General features: G+C 52.5%; 12 protein-coding genes. 3 read left to right on the top strand and 9 right to left on the bottom strand.

The genetic code is table 11. The features are described from left to right. Positions 1 to 70: 70 nt before the first annotated feature. The 5 genes from DES29_RS05445 to DES29_RS05425 form a co-directional block, all read right to left on the bottom strand. A complete protein-coding gene (locus DES29_RS05445; RefSeq protein WP_016473822.1) occupies positions 71 to 1,276 on the bottom strand; it encodes a hypothetical protein in 1,206 nt (401 codons plus the stop codon). 282 nt (positions 1,277 to 1,558) lie between these two features. Then, positions 1,559 to 2,317 (bottom strand): gamma-glutamyl-gamma-aminobutyrate hydrolase family protein, encoded by a 759-nt coding sequence (locus DES29_RS05440; RefSeq protein ID WP_016473821.1) that lies wholly within the window; start codon positions 2,315 to 2,317, stop codon positions 1,559 to 1,561. Positions 2,318 to 2,477: 160 nt separating this feature from the next. Next, on the bottom strand, positions 2,478 to 4,736 hold the full coding sequence (locus tag DES29_RS05435) for an inorganic phosphate transporter (protein WP_021994858.1): 2,259 nt from the start codon (positions 4,734 to 4,736) through the stop codon (positions 2,478 to 2,480). A 213-nt stretch (positions 4,737 to 4,949) separates the two neighbouring features. Then, a complete protein-coding gene (locus DES29_RS05430; RefSeq protein ID WP_046446097.1) occupies positions 4,950 to 6,536 on the bottom strand; it encodes an MFS transporter in 1,587 nt (528 codons plus the stop codon). A 371-nt stretch (positions 6,537 to 6,907) separates the two neighbouring features. Further along, entirely contained in the window at positions 6,908 to 7,465 is a 558-nt protein-coding gene (locus tag DES29_RS05425) for a YajG family lipoprotein (RefSeq protein WP_016473818.1), read from the bottom strand. Positions 7,466 to 7,751: 286 nt separating this feature from the next. Between DES29_RS05425 and DES29_RS05420 the strand changes: the two genes are divergently transcribed. From DES29_RS05420 to DES29_RS05410, 3 genes are all read left to right on the top strand, one after another. Further along, positions 7,752 to 8,375 (top strand): hypothetical protein, encoded by a 624-nt coding sequence (locus DES29_RS05420; RefSeq protein ID WP_021994855.1) that lies wholly within the window; start codon positions 7,752 to 7,754, stop codon positions 8,373 to 8,375. A gap of 6 nt (positions 8,376 to 8,381) precedes the next feature. Next, entirely contained in the window at positions 8,382 to 9,512 is a 1,131-nt protein-coding gene (locus DES29_RS05415; protein ID WP_021994854.1) for a tetratricopeptide repeat protein, read from the top strand. Between the two features lie 724 nt (positions 9,513 to 10,236). Continuing rightward, entirely contained in the window at positions 10,237 to 10,518 is a 282-nt protein-coding gene (locus DES29_RS05410; protein ID WP_005431107.1) for an HU family DNA-binding protein, read from the top strand. 126 nt (positions 10,519 to 10,644) lie between these two features. Here DES29_RS05410 and DES29_RS05405 read toward each other — a convergent pair whose 3' ends face one another. The 4 genes from DES29_RS05405 to DES29_RS12560 form a co-directional block, all read right to left on the bottom strand. Continuing rightward, entirely contained in the window at positions 10,645 to 11,331 is a 687-nt protein-coding gene (locus DES29_RS05405; protein WP_279123890.1) for an anaerobic ribonucleoside-triphosphate reductase activating protein, read from the bottom strand. A 141-nt stretch (positions 11,332 to 11,472) separates the two neighbouring features. Further along, positions 11,473 to 11,679, bottom strand: coding sequence for an anaerobic ribonucleoside-triphosphate reductase (gene nrdD / locus DES29_RS05400; RefSeq protein WP_005431110.1), 207 nt, complete (start codon positions 11,677 to 11,679; stop codon positions 11,473 to 11,475). Between the two features lie 128 nt (positions 11,680 to 11,807). Beyond that, complete coding sequence (locus DES29_RS05395) at positions 11,808 to 13,847, bottom strand: ribonucleoside triphosphate reductase (RefSeq protein WP_005431111.1); 2,040 nt, start codon at positions 13,845 to 13,847, stop codon at positions 11,808 to 11,810. Between the two features lie 536 nt (positions 13,848 to 14,383). Next, positions 14,384 to 14,616: hypothetical protein (locus DES29_RS12560; protein ID WP_211309883.1), on the bottom strand; the 233-nt coding region annotated here is incomplete at its 5' end.

The raw sequence follows: 14,616 nt of genomic DNA, 5'->3' as shown, positions 1-14,616 counted from the left end.
CTGCGCCTTCGCTCAAAAATAATGGATTCCACTATATGCCGCAGAGCGCACGGCAAAGATGGCAGATGGGTTAAAGCAGCTTCACAAAGAAACCGGCGAGCAGCACAGAGGTGATCGTCACCGTGATGAAACCGCCCACAATCATCGACGGGAAGAGCCGGCTCATCAGATAGTCCACTTCATCCTTGGTCGCCCCTTCATCGTTGCAGATCTTTTCAGTCATGATGGCATCGAACGGGAATCCGTAGAGAGCCGTCAGGCAGTTGGCAAAGCCAAGGTAGGGCGAGATGCGCAGAATGCGGCCGACAATTGCGGCCACGATGCCCATACCAATCAGACCTACGACGATCAGCGTAAGCATCGGTCCAATCAAGTCAAAGAGCATGGACGGCGTGCAGTCGGCCAAGCCGGAGTACACGAACATGATCAAAGCGAGGAAAAGGAAGTCCTTCGACCCCGTATGGGAGAGCACATCCGGTTCAAGAAAACCGAGGCGGCAGAAGACGACGCCCATCACCAATGCCCAGATGGCCCCGTTGACCGGCGTGAGCATGCCAAGCACGAAGGCGATCCAACCGACAATCGCGAGCTTCAAGAGGATGAAAAACGGCGTATTCCAGGAGGCTGGAGTAGCGAGCAAGCCTGCGCGTGTGCCGCCGTCGGGCAGCGCAATAGATTCAGCCACAATCTTAGTGGCGTCCTTGCTGGTCCCTTCAACTCGGCCTTCTCGATAGTCCTTCAGCAAGCGCTGAGCTTCGCGTTTGAGACAGACTGCCGTAAGCGGGTAGCCGGCAAAGCCCTGAATACAGTACATGGAAATGGCAAATACGGCTGCTGACGTGAGCCCAAGATCATTAGCCGCCTTTTGCATAATGGTCGTCGCAACGATGCCGCCGGCGAGCGGGGGCAAACCGGTGATCACCAGCGCTTTATCCATGAAGAGCGGACAAACCACCCAAGCAAGACCGCACATACCGGCCAAACCGGCCAGACAGATCACGACGGTTTTCCACTGCTCAAGCAAACGCTTGAGGCTAAAGAGCGTCCCCATATGGGCGATCAGCAAAAAGATGGCGACAGAACTGCCAACGGGCAGCAGCTTCGAGTCTGCAACGACGGTCTTCGGAAGAAACGTCCAGAAGCAGCACAGAATAATGACTGCCGAAATAAAGACTGAAGGAATCCAGCCCTTGGTCAGTTTTGCGAGCCATTCACCCAATAGGATGATGACCAAACAGGCCACGAAGGCCGACATGAAGTTGTACGCCATTGTCATTGCAATATTCTCCTCATCGAGCATCCGGCGCTTGTCGGCGGGAATGAGCGGGTCCCCGCTCACAAACAAGATGAGATGCTCTGCTTGTCTTGCATTTTGAAACTCAAATGTCGACAAAAAAAGAGGCGGGATAGCTGCATCACAGGAATATTCAAGAATGTTCTGATCCTAAATTTGACTTCTAACCCTTAATCCCTAAGCAATAGCGCCTAAATGCAGACGGCGCATTCTCGCGAGAGAAATGCGCCGTTTTTCATAGACCTTCAAACAGATCTTCATCTGTTATGCAGATTGCTGATCCCGTATCTCCTGAGATTTGCGCACAAGCGCTTCAAAGAGCGCCAAGGCCTCTGGACGATCTGCCGAAAGCATTTCCGGATGCCACTGCACTGCGAGGTAAAAAGGATGTTTAGGATCGTGGAAACTTTCAATAATGCCGTCGTCGCGGCTTCTGCCGTCCAGTACCATGCCGGGAGCGAGATCCTTCACGCACTGATGGTGGCGGCTGTTGACGCGAACCTCCTCACAGCCCATGACGTCAGCGGCGAGTGTCCCGGGGACCAAATCCACCCAATGAGTCGTAACGGCATAGTCTTCAGGCTGAGAATGAACATCCTTCGAAATATGATAGGTCGATGCAATATCTTGCACGAGCGTGCCGCCCGCAGCCACATTCATCACCTGACAGCCTCGGCAGATGCCTAATGCCGGCTTTCCAGCACTGCGCGACCATTTAGCCATCAGCATTTCCTGACGATCCCGAGCCGGGTCTAGCGCTCCGCATTCCGGCAGCGTTTCCTCACCGTAGAGCGCAGGATCGATATCTGCCCCGCCTGAAATCAAAACCCCGTCCATGCGCTCGAATGCATCACGAAGAATTTCTTCAGGTGCATCAAGAGGCAACAGCACAGGGATGCCGCCCGCACGAACAACGGACTGCATATAACCATTGCGGATATTGAGGAAGCCCTTTTCATTGAGACCGCCCGTCACTCCGATCAAAGGACGGCGGGGAATCGTCTGAGTTGCCTGAGGCATCATGATTGAAATGGAAGGAAGAAATAAAGATGTCCGCGGCATTTGCCATTGGACGAATGTGCTTGAGGGATTTTAAGAAGCTGTACCCAGTTCCCCAATGCAAAGCGCCTCAAGGACCACCCAGACCGCTTGAGGCGCATCAAGAAGGAGACTTTGCTGACTGCTACTTGCGGCCTTCTTCGAGCGCTCGATCGGCCAGTTTGGCATTTGCCGCCTCTACTGCAGCAGTCTTCGCCGCAGCAGCTTCCAGCTCCGTCTGCAGAAGCTTCACCATCATGTAGCGGTTAAGCACTTCACGGGCAAAAAGCAGATAGCCCAAATAAAGCTCGCTCTTACGAAGTGAGATCTGTTCCGTGCCGATTTGCACGAGGAAGCTCTGCTGAGCTTCGTCAAGCATACCCAGAATGCGTGTGCAGGCTTGCGGGGTAAAGTTGTCACGCACAAGCTGCAGATCCTTTGCCAAAAGAATGGTGTTCTCACGCATCTGCCCGCGGAAAGGAGAATGGCTGTTGGCAACATAATTTTCCGCCACGCCCAGCTGATCTCTTAATGCATGCCCCACTTCCTTCATGCTTGTAAAGGCGCGGTAATAGAAGTTTCGCGCGTCATAGTCGCGTTTAGCGCCGCCCCCCTGCAAAGCCATACTGTAATAATCGCCGCGCCGAAGCATGATTTCGTCGTAAAGCGTTACGGCTTGATTTTTCAGTTCACCCAAACGCTCATAGTCCTCCCGCAGGAAGGCTTCAAGACCTTCGGAATAAAGCGTGAGTGTCAGGTCCAGATTGTGGTTAACCGAAGTTGTCAGCAATTCACGTATCGAATTCTGATCGCCTTTATAGACATGCTTGGCTTCCTCCACTACCGCCTCAGGCTGCTTGCTCAATAAATTGGTGCGCACAATGATCGCAAAAGCAGTGATCATGCCGAGGATCATCATCGGGCTGCCGAGCCAGCACATCAAAGTAGCGACGAAACCGCAGGCCGTAGCCGCAGAGAAAGCCGTCATGAACCATCCGGAAATGACGGTCAGCACACCCGAAATACGGTAGACCGCACTTTCACGATCCCAAGCACGATCAGCCAAAGAAGATCCCATTGCGACCATAAACGTAACGTAAGTGGTCGAGAGCGGGAGCTTCATGCTCGTAGCTGTTGAAATCAGAATGGCGGCTAAAACAAGATTCACGCTCGCCCGCAGTTCATCAAATGGAGGTTCAACTTCTCCAGGCGGAAGTTTACGCTTCACAAAGCGTGAGTCTATAGCACTGAAAACAGACTTCGGCAGCATCTGATGAATAACTTCATTCATCTGAATGGCACTGCGAACGATCAAGCGCGCCGGGAGCGACGAACCAAACTGCTCCTTGCCGCCGCGAGTGGCTGACGAGAGATTCACCGCCGTCTGAATAACACGGTGAGCCTTCTTAGAGAACCAAAGCGTTAAGCACATAATGAGGCCGGAAGCACCGAGAATGACTGTAGGCGTGACTTTCACATCGCGCAGTCCGCCCATCATCATGCCGGGATCCATGCCGGGTTGGGCCTTCCAGAGCATCACGCTGTCCATGGCCGCTACCGGAACACCCACAAAATTCACCAAGTCGTTGCCGGCAAAAGCAAAGGCCAGTGCAAATGTTCCCGCGAGGATGATCACGGGAAAGATGTTCATTCGAAAGAAGAGAATCAGAGCCTGAAAAATAACCGTAAAAAACGCAAATGAAGAGATCAGAATGATGCTCGTGTGCGTTTCAATCCACTCAATCCATTCCGGATGCATGAAGCTTGCGCCGCGTGCGCCCTTCACCACCAGGAAGTAGAGAATGGAGGTAAGTGCAATGCCGCCCAACGTGCCGCCCAGCCACCGGTAAATTTTCTCGTAGCTGAAAGTAAACAGCAGTCGAAGGAAGTACTGCAGGATAAGCCCCGTAAAAAATGCAATGACTACGGATGCCAGAATGCCCATAATCATTGCCAGCGCCTTGCCCGAATTGACGTATAGGCCAAGGTCAGTGAGCGGATAACCGTTTGCCCAAATCTTCCAGCAGGCCACCGCAATGGTGCCGCCGAGGAGTTCAAAAACGATGGAAACGGTAGTAGAGGTGGGCAGCCCTAGAGAGTTGAAAGTATTGAGCAGCAGGACGTCCGTCACCATTACTGCACAAAAAATCACCATCACTTCCTTGAAGGACAGCATTTCCGGAACAAACACGCCCGTCTTGGCTATCTCCATCATCCCGGAGCTGAAGGTTGCCCCTAAAATCACGCCGACACTTGCCACGGCGAGAATGACCCAGAACGGAGCCGTTCTGGAACCAACGGCAGAATTAAGGAAATTCGAAGCGTCATTGGAAACGCCGACGAAAAGGTCACAGCAGGCAAGCGCCGCCAAGAGTCCTAAGAGGGTATAAACAAAGAGTTCCACAGCAGTTGCGTCTCATTCTTTGCCTCCTGCAGGCGCCGCATTTCAACGCTGCGCCCGCAAAAGGAGGGGCCGTCCATCAAATCCGTTTAAAGTTTTGATAAGGCAATCTTCTTATTAGCGAAAGCCGCAATTTTAAAAAAAGCTCTATGCAGCCGTAAAGAGCGTTTTTGCATCTCCCTCGTGAGAATCAAAGGACTTTTTTGTGCGCACAGCTCAAAGCGACTTCGCATTCCCAGCCGTGCTTGCCTCAACTTTCGGGCGTTTGAGATAGAGCCAGATCAGCATCGGCAAGAGCAAGATGCCCGAGAAGAAAATGACGAATTTGAGTCCGAGCCACATGCCGAGTGCACCGCCGGCAATCGGCCCTATGACGCTGCCGATTTGCTGGGCAGCATACGAAAGACCAAAAATTCGGCCGCGATCCTCGGGTTCCGTTGAATTTGTCAGCACTGCGTTGATAGCGGGGAAAATACCTGCAAAGGCCAGACCGCCGATGAAGCGCCAGAAGCCAAACTGCCAGAGATCATTCGGAATGGCCTGGATCACGCCGAATATCGTCGTGCCAAGGAGTGCGGAATAAAGCACCGGTCGGTACCCCCATTTTTGTCCCGCAATCCCCCAAACCGGAGACGCAAAGACGCCAGAGAGACCCACCGCCGAAAAAAGAATGCCGGTTACGAGCACGATGCGATCCATGCTCCCCTGGAGCTCAGCCACATAAAGCGGCATGATCGGCTGCTGAAAAAGAATCGTCATCTGTACTACGCCGGCAGTAATGAGCATTCGCTGCACAACCGGAATACGAAGAAGATTGGTCTTCTGCCGCGGTGAATTCGTCCCGCTTTGCGGCTGACGTCGTTTTTGGGGTTCCTTGATCTTAAAAATAATGAGTACGGTAATCGTCAGCAGCGCAGCCGCACCGAGGAAAAATGTCGCACGCATGCCGAATGCCTCGGCAAGAATGCCGCCGACCAATGGGCCGATCACACCGCCGGCCGTCAGACCGCCCTGCATGGTCCCCAACGCAAAGCCTAATTTTGTTTTAGGTACGCTCGAAGACAAAATCGCCAGACAAGCGGGCCAAAGCCCTGCGGCAAACCCCTGAAATGCACGCATGGCCAAAAGCTGCCACTCGTTTTGCACAATGCCGCCAAGCCCATAGCTGATAGCGAGCAGCGCTGCCGCACGAACAGCCATCATTTTCTTTGAACGCTTATCGGCAAGCGCCCCCCAGATTGGCGCCATCACCCCGGAAATCAGGAATGAAACCGAAAAAACCAGACCAGACCAAAGATTGACGTCTTCCTGCGCAACATGAAGTTCTTCGAGCAGGTACATCGGCAGAAACGGAATGAGCATCGTATAGCTCAAACTCATTAGAACCGATGCCGTGGTGAGAATGACGAGCGTCATCTTCCAGTTGGCGGAATTCTGTGCTTCTAATACCGCTTGCTCATCACTCGGTGCCGGCGACTTTGCTGAGCTCAGCCGAGTGTTTTGGGCTTTATCTGGCTGCTCCTCAGACAATACACTTTTCTGTTCCGCTGAAGCGCAATGAGCAGCGTTGTCCAACGCCCTTTCAGCTTCTGCAGCTTCCGTACGCACGCGTTCCCGCACACGAGCTTCAGCGAGTTCAGCTTCTTGCTCGATGCAGTGAATCTCGTGCGCGCCACACTTGGCCGGATCCATAGGCGCAGATCCTGCTGAGGCAGCTTGTGCCTCATCTGCAGAGGGGCTGAGGGGAGCGCGTTGTTCGCTGGGGTCGGGCGAAACGTTCACGCTTTCTTTCTTTTCTTCCATGAGAGCCTCGAATGAGGATGAGTTGCCAGTTCCATTGCCGTCTGGTCTGCATAGGCACTTTGCGCATCAGAAGCGCGCAAAAGAGAAAATGCCCACATACCGCCGTATAGCAAACTGCACATAGAACCGGATTGAGAGGCCTGAAACGTTTGAACAAGGTTTCCCTGAGAGGACTGTCCCAGCCAACCGTTTTTGAGCTGCTCAAGGCCTAAAGTACCTCATTATGAATACTAGCGCTGCAGTCCTATCAACTGCCATAGTGTTTATGTATTCAAGCACAAAGGTTTTCCTAATCGCCCTTCTGATTCTTGGAGAAGGGGCGTTCCAAAATTCAGATTTCACCGGTGCCTGGCCCAGCAATCCCAAATGAATCATCGAACCGCAGGGAACAGCTGATCGACGAGATCACGCAAAATCAATTCAAAGTCGCCAACAGCAGGGGTCACAAGCAGATTCTGCACATCCGTTCGGTAAGGCACTCCGTTTGAATCTGCAGAAGCTCGTCTCCAAGCTGTAGCAGCCCGATCGAGTTTCCAAACCGCACGCTGCGTCTCTCCCGTATAGAGGTCACGATAGTCAAGCGCCACCATGGACGGCGGATCTCCCGGCAGCATTGCGCCACGTCCCGAAACAGCAACTAAAAAGCGGCACTGTTTTGGCCGCGGACTTTCCTGAGCCGACAACATCACAGCTTTGTATCCACGATCGCGCAGCGCCTGACGCACTGCAATGTCAATCGTTGGTGAGTGATCTGAAGCAGCCGTCAGACATACGGCTTCACCGGCAGCAGGCAGACCTGAAATCAATCCTCGTGGATCATGCGAACGGGCCGACAAGTCAGCCGGCTGCTGAACATTAGTGGTGCAGCCGCCGAGCAGGAAGATACTGGCGCAAAAACCAACGGCAAAGGCGCGACGAATAATCGACATCTACTTCCTCTCGAATTTAGATCTTCTGAGATTAGCGCAAACACAGTGCAGCTGTCGTCTCAATAGGCCGTATGAAAAACTCTCGTTTTTCCTCACCATTGTCGTCCAATGCTGTTGGTCAAACGCTTTGGAAGCAGTCCCCCCAGCTTCTGTTTGTTCACTATTTGCTTCATCCGTCTGAGGGTGGGGAATCGATCGAGAGATACTCGTCGGCTAGAATCCTCCCGTCACAAAGCTGCACGCTGACTTGTTTGATGTGCGGCACACTTTCAATAGTTTTCACGTCATGTCTCCCTCCCGCCCGAAGCTATACAACCCCAAGCTTGTCTGCGCCTGCGCTCTGCTCTTCACTCCGATTTTTGGGGCACTTTTGCAAGCACGCAATTGGGAAGAGATGGGTATTCCTGAGAATGCCAGAGCAAGCCGCGTCTGGGTTCGCTCCACTGTTTGGCTCATTGTTGTCTATTTGGTTCTGCAGGCACTCTTTCGCAATGAAGAGATTGCCAATTGGCTTGGCCCTTATTTCCTAATCGTGCTCTGGGGCTCGTGGATGCTCACAAACGGTTGGCGCCAACTGGCCTTTGTCAACCAAACCTATGGGAAGAACTATGACAGTCTACCGATCGGACGCCCGATGATTCTCGGCGCCGCAGGGTGGCTCTTCTACGGTCTTATCAGCTTCACCATGGCCTTGGGGCTGTCTTTGGCCGGTATAGAACCCCTCAACCAATCGGCCCCCGAAAATGGTGTCGTCATCCGTATCCCAGAGGGTTCTGACAAACCTGTTATCGAACCGCTTCCGGCTCCGGACGACAAGAATGCAACAACAGCGCCGGAGCACCAAGACACAACGTCGCCTGCGGCAACCCATGCGCCGGCAGCGGATACGACGAACCAGTCTCACTCTTAACACCTGATGCCAAAGCAACCGGACGAACGGTTCCCCATCCCGCAGCCACAAGCTTTCACCGAACCGGTGCTGGATCTTCTTGGCGGCGTGGCTCGACCGCGGCCGCTTTCCGGCGAAGAAGCTATTCGACGCCTCAACGAGATGGAAGCGCGAGCACGCGCCGGAGATCCGGAAAGTCAGGCTGAATTGGCTCGCCGCCTGCTGACCGAAGCACCCAACGCCCGCAAGAATCGCCGCGCATTGATCCTTCTGCGTCATGCTGCGGCTGCGGGCTCGGCAACCGGACTGCATCTGCTGGCATTGCTTCACCTGCGCGGTCAAGGCCTGTCCCAAGACCTCACTAAAGGCGTAGAGCTCCTTGAATCCGCAGCTTATCGAGGCTCTAAAGCCGCTCAAGCCGATCTTGCACACGCTCTGCTCGACGGTATCGGAACCAGCGTTAATACAGCAAAAGCACTTTACTGGCTGCGTTTGGCTGCTGCTCAGGGCGATGAGCAAAGTGCTCTGGAAGCAGCGCGCATCCTGCGCGACGGTGAGAGCCCATCCGTCCATTCCGAAAACAAACAGACTCTCAACGAAAGCACTGCCCTATCCCCGCAGAATACGCACCAAGCAATATTCAATACGGACCATCGGCAAGCGGAAAAATATTTCACTGAGGCCGCCAAAGCAGGTATCCCGGAAGCGCAGTATGAGCTCGCTGAGCTGCTTCGGCGCCGAGAGGTGAGTGAACGCGATCCAGCAGCGGCCCGCAAATGGATGCGAGAAGCAGCTTTCTCCGGCATTGTGGATGCTCAGTTCCGCATTGGAGTAGCGAACTGGTCTGGTATCGGCGGCAAAGTCGATCAGCGCGAGGCTGTTCGTTGGCTCTGCCGCGCTGCAGAAGGCGGTTCCGCCAAAGCCGCGGCAATGCTGGCTGGTTTTCTCATGACGGGAAACGGTCTCGCCTACTCGCCGGCTCGCGCTTGGGCGCTGTTTATGCGTGCAGCCAAAATGGGCAACGAAAATGCTGCTGCCACAGCAAAAATTCTTGAAAGACAGCTGCCTCTTCAGGAGAAGCGAGTGCAGCGCTCGCTTTTGCGCATCAAGGATTCGAAGACTTTTCTCGAGAAGCTGATACCTCGCTCCGAACGCTAGAACTGCGCTCCCAAGGCTCTTCTCGGCAAAAAATTTAGACAAAAAAAAGAGTCATTGCCTCTTTCGACCGAGGTATCCGGCTGAAGGCTCACTCAGAGAAAAACTCAAGGGAGGCCTCCTTCAGCCGAATGCCCCGCAATGGGACGTCAGCATATGCGCTGTTGTCCGCTCGATGCAGATGCAATGACTCGAAATACCACCAAAGGAGATGTCTCGGTTACCCGAAACATTTGCCGCAATCACTTGCGACATGGATATTGTCGCACTCCGTATCAACCCTTAGAAGGGGATTCTTTGTTTTTCTTGTAAAAGAATTTTGTTTGCTTGTTACTAAACAAAATCGTTCGGACAGCCATCCTAAACATAAGGGTTTATCTCATACCAATTAGTGGGTATTATGTGTTTCCTGATGCACAAAAAAACATACTTTTGAACGTTCAACAGAGCACAATCACGGCCAAACAGCCGATCATATCGATCTCTGTCTGCAGCAGATGCGGTTGATTCCTCTTCTGAAAGTTCTCAAACGCCGCGCGCGAGTGATACAGTAGACATATGCGAAGCTCTGCCGGTCAGCGCGGAGCCCCAGAGGCGCCCCACCCGACATGTTTATAGCGTGTAGGGTTGACTCCTTCGCATACCACATTCTTCATGCTGCCTGAAGCCACCCCGAGACCTGTTAGGCGGAACAATACAAAAACATCGCTTTTACACAAGGATTCTTATGAACCGTCTTGAACTCGTAGACCGCGTCGCCGCCCGCAATACGGCCTCGAAAGCCGAGGTTGACCGCATTATCGTGAGCGCCCTCGAAGAAATCATTTCGGCCGTGCGCTGCGGTGAATCCGTAACGCTGATCGGCTTCGGCACCTTCAAGGCCGTCGACTGTGCGCCGCGCACCGGCCGCAATCCCTCCACGGGCGAATCGATCCGCATTCCCGGCACGAAGAAGCCGAAATTCGTACCTGGCACTTCCTTCAAGGAGCTCATCAACGAGACCAAGTAATCCAGCCTTTCATAAGCCGCCCACATCAGCGGCTTGAAGTTGGATGATCCGAGCGGCAGACTCAGATTTGAGTTCTGCCGTTTTTTTGCCGCTCAACGCGTCATGAGTCGTCTTGGCGCATTCACGTCAACGGCGTTCAATGAATGTTTTCACAGCCCCTTTAAGCGCTGAAACAACCAATTCATTCGGATAGTCACTTCCAACAGCTGGCAATGTTGCAAAGATCCCTCTTGGCCGACGATAGATCTGTAAGGCGAAAGTATCAACCCGTTCAGACTTAAGCCAGACAGCAAGCTCTAAAAGTTTCGTATTGGGAAGATAGTCAGGGTGAGCGGTGGTTCGACATTCAAATGGAATCCCGGCCTTTTGAAGCATTCGAAAAGCTTCAAGAAAGTGCAGAGCCGCATGAGTACGCCCCGTTACACGTTCGTAGAGCACAGCATCCGTGGGCGGGGCTTTAACATCAATACCTACCCAATCCAGCATTGGCAGTACACGTGCGAGACGCGCAGGGATAATGCCGCCGGTATGCAGTCCTACTTTAAAACCCATTGCTTTGACACGAGCAACAGCGTCCGGCAGCACCGGATCAACGGTCGGTTCCCCGCCCGAAAAAACCACTGCGTCCAAAAGTCCCCTGCGCCGCTTCAGCAGTTCTTCGAGCCTGTGCCATGACTCATGTGAAAGCGACGGATCAAAATCCTTGGGCTGCATCCAAGGATTCTGGCAATAAATACAGCGCCACGGGCAGCCTTGAACGAAAGCTACCGCTGACAACTTGCCAGGATAGTCAATCGTGGTAAAAGGCGTGATGGCTGCAATACGGAGCGCCTCGGCCGAGGTATGACCTGTATCGGAATCTTGCGGAAAAATCTCGACGACAGGCCTTGACTGAGGCGCTGAAGAATAAAGCTCCGCCATCACGGTTAATTCAATTGTGCCCTATTGATGTTTTTACTTGCCGCAGCAAGGACGATGAATTTCTCCGTGGTGAGTCGCCGCACCTTCCGTGAAACAGACGCGCTCTTCAAACTCCCCCTTTTTGCCAATATTGAAGCTTTGCACGGGGCGGTGGTAACCCATCACCCGCGTCCACACTTCGCAGGGCTGACGCTCGGAATCTTTGAGTTCGATCGTATTTTTAGCTTCAGTCATGAGCATTCCCTCACTTGTGATATCTGCTTAAAGCAGGAAAAAGAACTATAGCAAGATCCTCTTCCCGCAAGCATTCATTTTTTAAATAGCAACAATTAATAGTATTGAAGCAGCAACGATTACACCAGATGTTGTCAGCTGGCTACCGCCCGTTCTTTTTCTGCCTTTTGATATTCGCTGCGCTTCTTGGCAATCAATTCAGCATCACACTTCGGGCAGAAGTCATGTCGCCCAGAGAGGTAACCGTGCTTCGGACAAATCGAGAAGGTCGGCGTCACTGTAATGTAGGGCAGTCGGAAATTTGTGAGTGTGCGGCGCACAAGTTCACGGCAGGCTTGCGGACTCGACACCGCCTCATTCATATAAAGGTGGAGAACTGTACCGCCCGTATATTTACGCTGCAGATCGTCCTGACGTTCCAACGCCTCAAACGGATCGTCCGTGAAGTTCACGGGAAGCTGAGAACTGTTGGTGTAATAAGGATTCGAGGGCGTCCCTGCTTGAAGGATCTGCGGGAAGCGCTTCTTGTCTTCCTTGGCAAAACGGTACGTCGTGCCTTCGGCTGGCGTTGCCTCCAGGTTGTACATATGATCCGTTTCTTCCTGAAAACTCACAAGCTTGGCTCGCACATAGTCGAGAAACTCAAGCGCAAAAGCGTGTCCCGCTTCTGTCGTAATGTCTTCCTTATCGTCCGTGAAATTACGGATCATCTCATTGATACCGTTGACGCCAATGGTCGAGAAGTGATTGCGCAGCGTTCCCAGATAGCGCTTGGTGTATGGGAAAAGACCGCCGTCAATATGACGCTGAATTTCTTTTCGCTTAATCTCAAGACTTGTTTTGGCTAGCTCAAGCAGATAGCTGAGGCGCTCGTAGAGATGCTCTTTATCGTGCTTAAAGAGGTAGCCCAACCGTGCGCAGTTGATCGTTACCACACCCACAGACCCTGTCTGTTCCGCGGAACCAAAAAGACCATTGCCGCGCTTGAGCAGTTCACGAAGGTCTAACTGGAGCCGGCAGCACATCGACCGGATCATATTGGGCTTCAATTCCGAATTAATGAAATTCTGGAAATAAGGAAGCCCATATCGAGCCGTCATATCAAAGAGCTGAAGCGAGTTTTCGCTTTCCCAATCAAAATCCGGCGTGATGTTGTAAGTGGGGATTGGGAACGTAAAAACGCGCCCTTTGGCATCTCCCTTCATCATGACTTCAATGTAGGCACGGTTAATCATGTCCATTTCCGGCTGAAGCTCGCCGTATGTAAAGGGCATGGTCTCTCCGCCGATCACCGGGTGCTGTTGACGGAGATCTTCCGGGCAGGTCCAATCAAAGGTCAGATTTGTAAATGGGGTTTGCGTCCCCCACCGTGAAGGAACATTCAGGTTGTAGATCAGTTCCTGAATGCTCTGCAGAACTTCACGGTAGGGCAGATTGTCTTTGCGGATGTACGGCGCAAGGTAAGTGTCAAATGACGAGAATGCCTGTGCACCAGCCCATTCATTCTGCATGGTCCCCAAAAAATTGACGATCTGTCCCGTTGCAGAAGAGAGATGCTTCGGAGGATCAGCTTCAATCTTGCCCGCCACGCCGTTCAGACCTTCCTGAAGAAGCGTCCTAAGCGACCAACCGGCACAGTAGCCCGAGAGCATATCAAGATCGTGTACGTGAATATCGGCCTCTCGATGCGCACGTCCCACTTCCGGCGGATAGACAAAATTGAGCCAATAGTTGGCTACAACTTTGCCGGCAACATTCAGTATGAGACCGCCCAGTGAGTAGCCCTGATTGGCATTGGCATGAACGCGCCAATCCTGTCGATCCAAATATTCGTTGATTGAGCTTTCAACATTGACCCAGCTCTTCTTCGCATCACGAGCCTTCGCCCGTGATTCGCGATAGACGATATAAGCACGCAGCGTTGGAAAACACCCCGCTTCGTAGAGTCCGTGCTCAACAGCATCTTGTACCCATTCGATCGTGGGAGTACGTGCAGCATCGTGCTTCATGAGACGAGGCAACACATATGTCTGAACAATCTCACGCGCTCGTGCAGCATCGAATTCCTGCGTGGCCAGCCCCGCTTTGACTACTGCCTGCACAATTTTTTCCGCATCAAAGTCCCGCACGGCTCCATCACGCTTGATGAGATGCAGAGGGAGAGATTCAGTCATTACGCACATCCCCAAAACAATCTTATTCAACAATAAATACAATCTATAGTTATAAAGTTAAATTTTTACAACCATATGTTGTATTTGATTTTTTTAAATTGCCTTCAACTATAACAGGTCAGTTTGACCTCCGCCTCCACCTAAAGAGGTCTTGACAGGCGCGTCGTGCTCAAAAATCACCTCCTGAATCCTTCTAAACTCCTTGCACACCACGGCATTTGGATCTTTCTTTGCTACGGAATTCGATAATCAATCGTTAACCCGAATGTCTCTCTCTACTCCTCAGTGAATCCCGCCGAAAACAAGAAAACGCAAAATACCTTACCGATCGTCGTTTTCACTAAGCTCAATGAACAATTGAGCAGCTCCATACTTTGCACTGAATACGTTTTCAGCAGGGATTATCCTTATGGTGCACTAGTTGAAAGTGCCTAGAATTCTTATTGGATCAATTCCTCCTTCCGACTCACTTGAGTCGGCAAGGCGTGCGTCGACATCGGGCGCTTCCGAGGGGCTGTATTGGAATGTCCGTCCGCTTAGCGGGTCGTCATTACTAATGCAAGCATGCCGCGTCCGATTGTTGTTCCAGCCCGCGATGCCAAAGCACCGCGGGCTTTTTTTTCTGAAGTGTTTGAAGTGGTATGGATTTTTTGGACACATACAGAGTCCACACCATGCACATAACGCAAGAAATGAGACAGCAAGCCTGCGAGGGGCTTTTGCATTTCACCCCGAAGAAGGCACTGGCCAGAGAGCTGGGTGTTTCCGT

It is taken from the genome of Sutterella wadsworthensis (genome assembly GCF_003315195.1).
GTDB lineage: Bacteria > Pseudomonadota > Gammaproteobacteria > Burkholderiales > Burkholderiaceae_F > Sutterella > Sutterella wadsworthensis.
The sequence above is the reverse complement of the archived record's forward strand: the minus strand, read 5'-3'. Positions and strand labels throughout refer to the sequence as shown.

Bases quoted from the DNA above. Each gene is read 5' to 3' on its own strand.
- DES29_RS05445 (WP_016473822.1), bottom strand. From the start codon at position 1,276: ATGACAATGGCGTACAACTTCATGTCGGCCTTCGTGGCCTGTTTGGTC.
- DES29_RS05440 (WP_016473821.1), bottom strand. From the start codon at position 2,317: ATGATGCCTCAGGCAACTCAGACGATTCCCCGCCGTCCTTTGATCGGA.
- DES29_RS05430 (WP_046446097.1), bottom strand. From the start codon at position 6,536: ATGGAAGAAAAGAAAGAAAGCGTGAACGTTTCGCCCGACCCCAGCGAA.
- DES29_RS05425 (WP_016473818.1), bottom strand. From the start codon at position 7,465: ATGTCGATTATTCGTCGCGCCTTTGCCGTTGGTTTTTGCGCCAGTATC.
- DES29_RS05420 (WP_021994855.1), top strand. From the start codon at position 7,752: ATGTCTCCCTCCCGCCCGAAGCTATACAACCCCAAGCTTGTCTGCGCC.
- DES29_RS05415 (WP_021994854.1), top strand. From the start codon at position 8,382: ATGCCAAAGCAACCGGACGAACGGTTCCCCATCCCGCAGCCACAAGCT.
- DES29_RS05410 (WP_005431107.1), top strand. From the start codon at position 10,237: ATGAACCGTCTTGAACTCGTAGACCGCGTCGCCGCCCGCAATACGGCC.
- nrdD (WP_005431110.1), bottom strand. From the start codon at position 11,679: ATGCTCATGACTGAAGCTAAAAATACGATCGAACTCAAAGATTCCGAG.
- DES29_RS05395 (WP_005431111.1), bottom strand. From the start codon at position 13,847: ATGACTGAATCTCTCCCTCTGCATCTCATCAAGCGTGATGGAGCCGTG.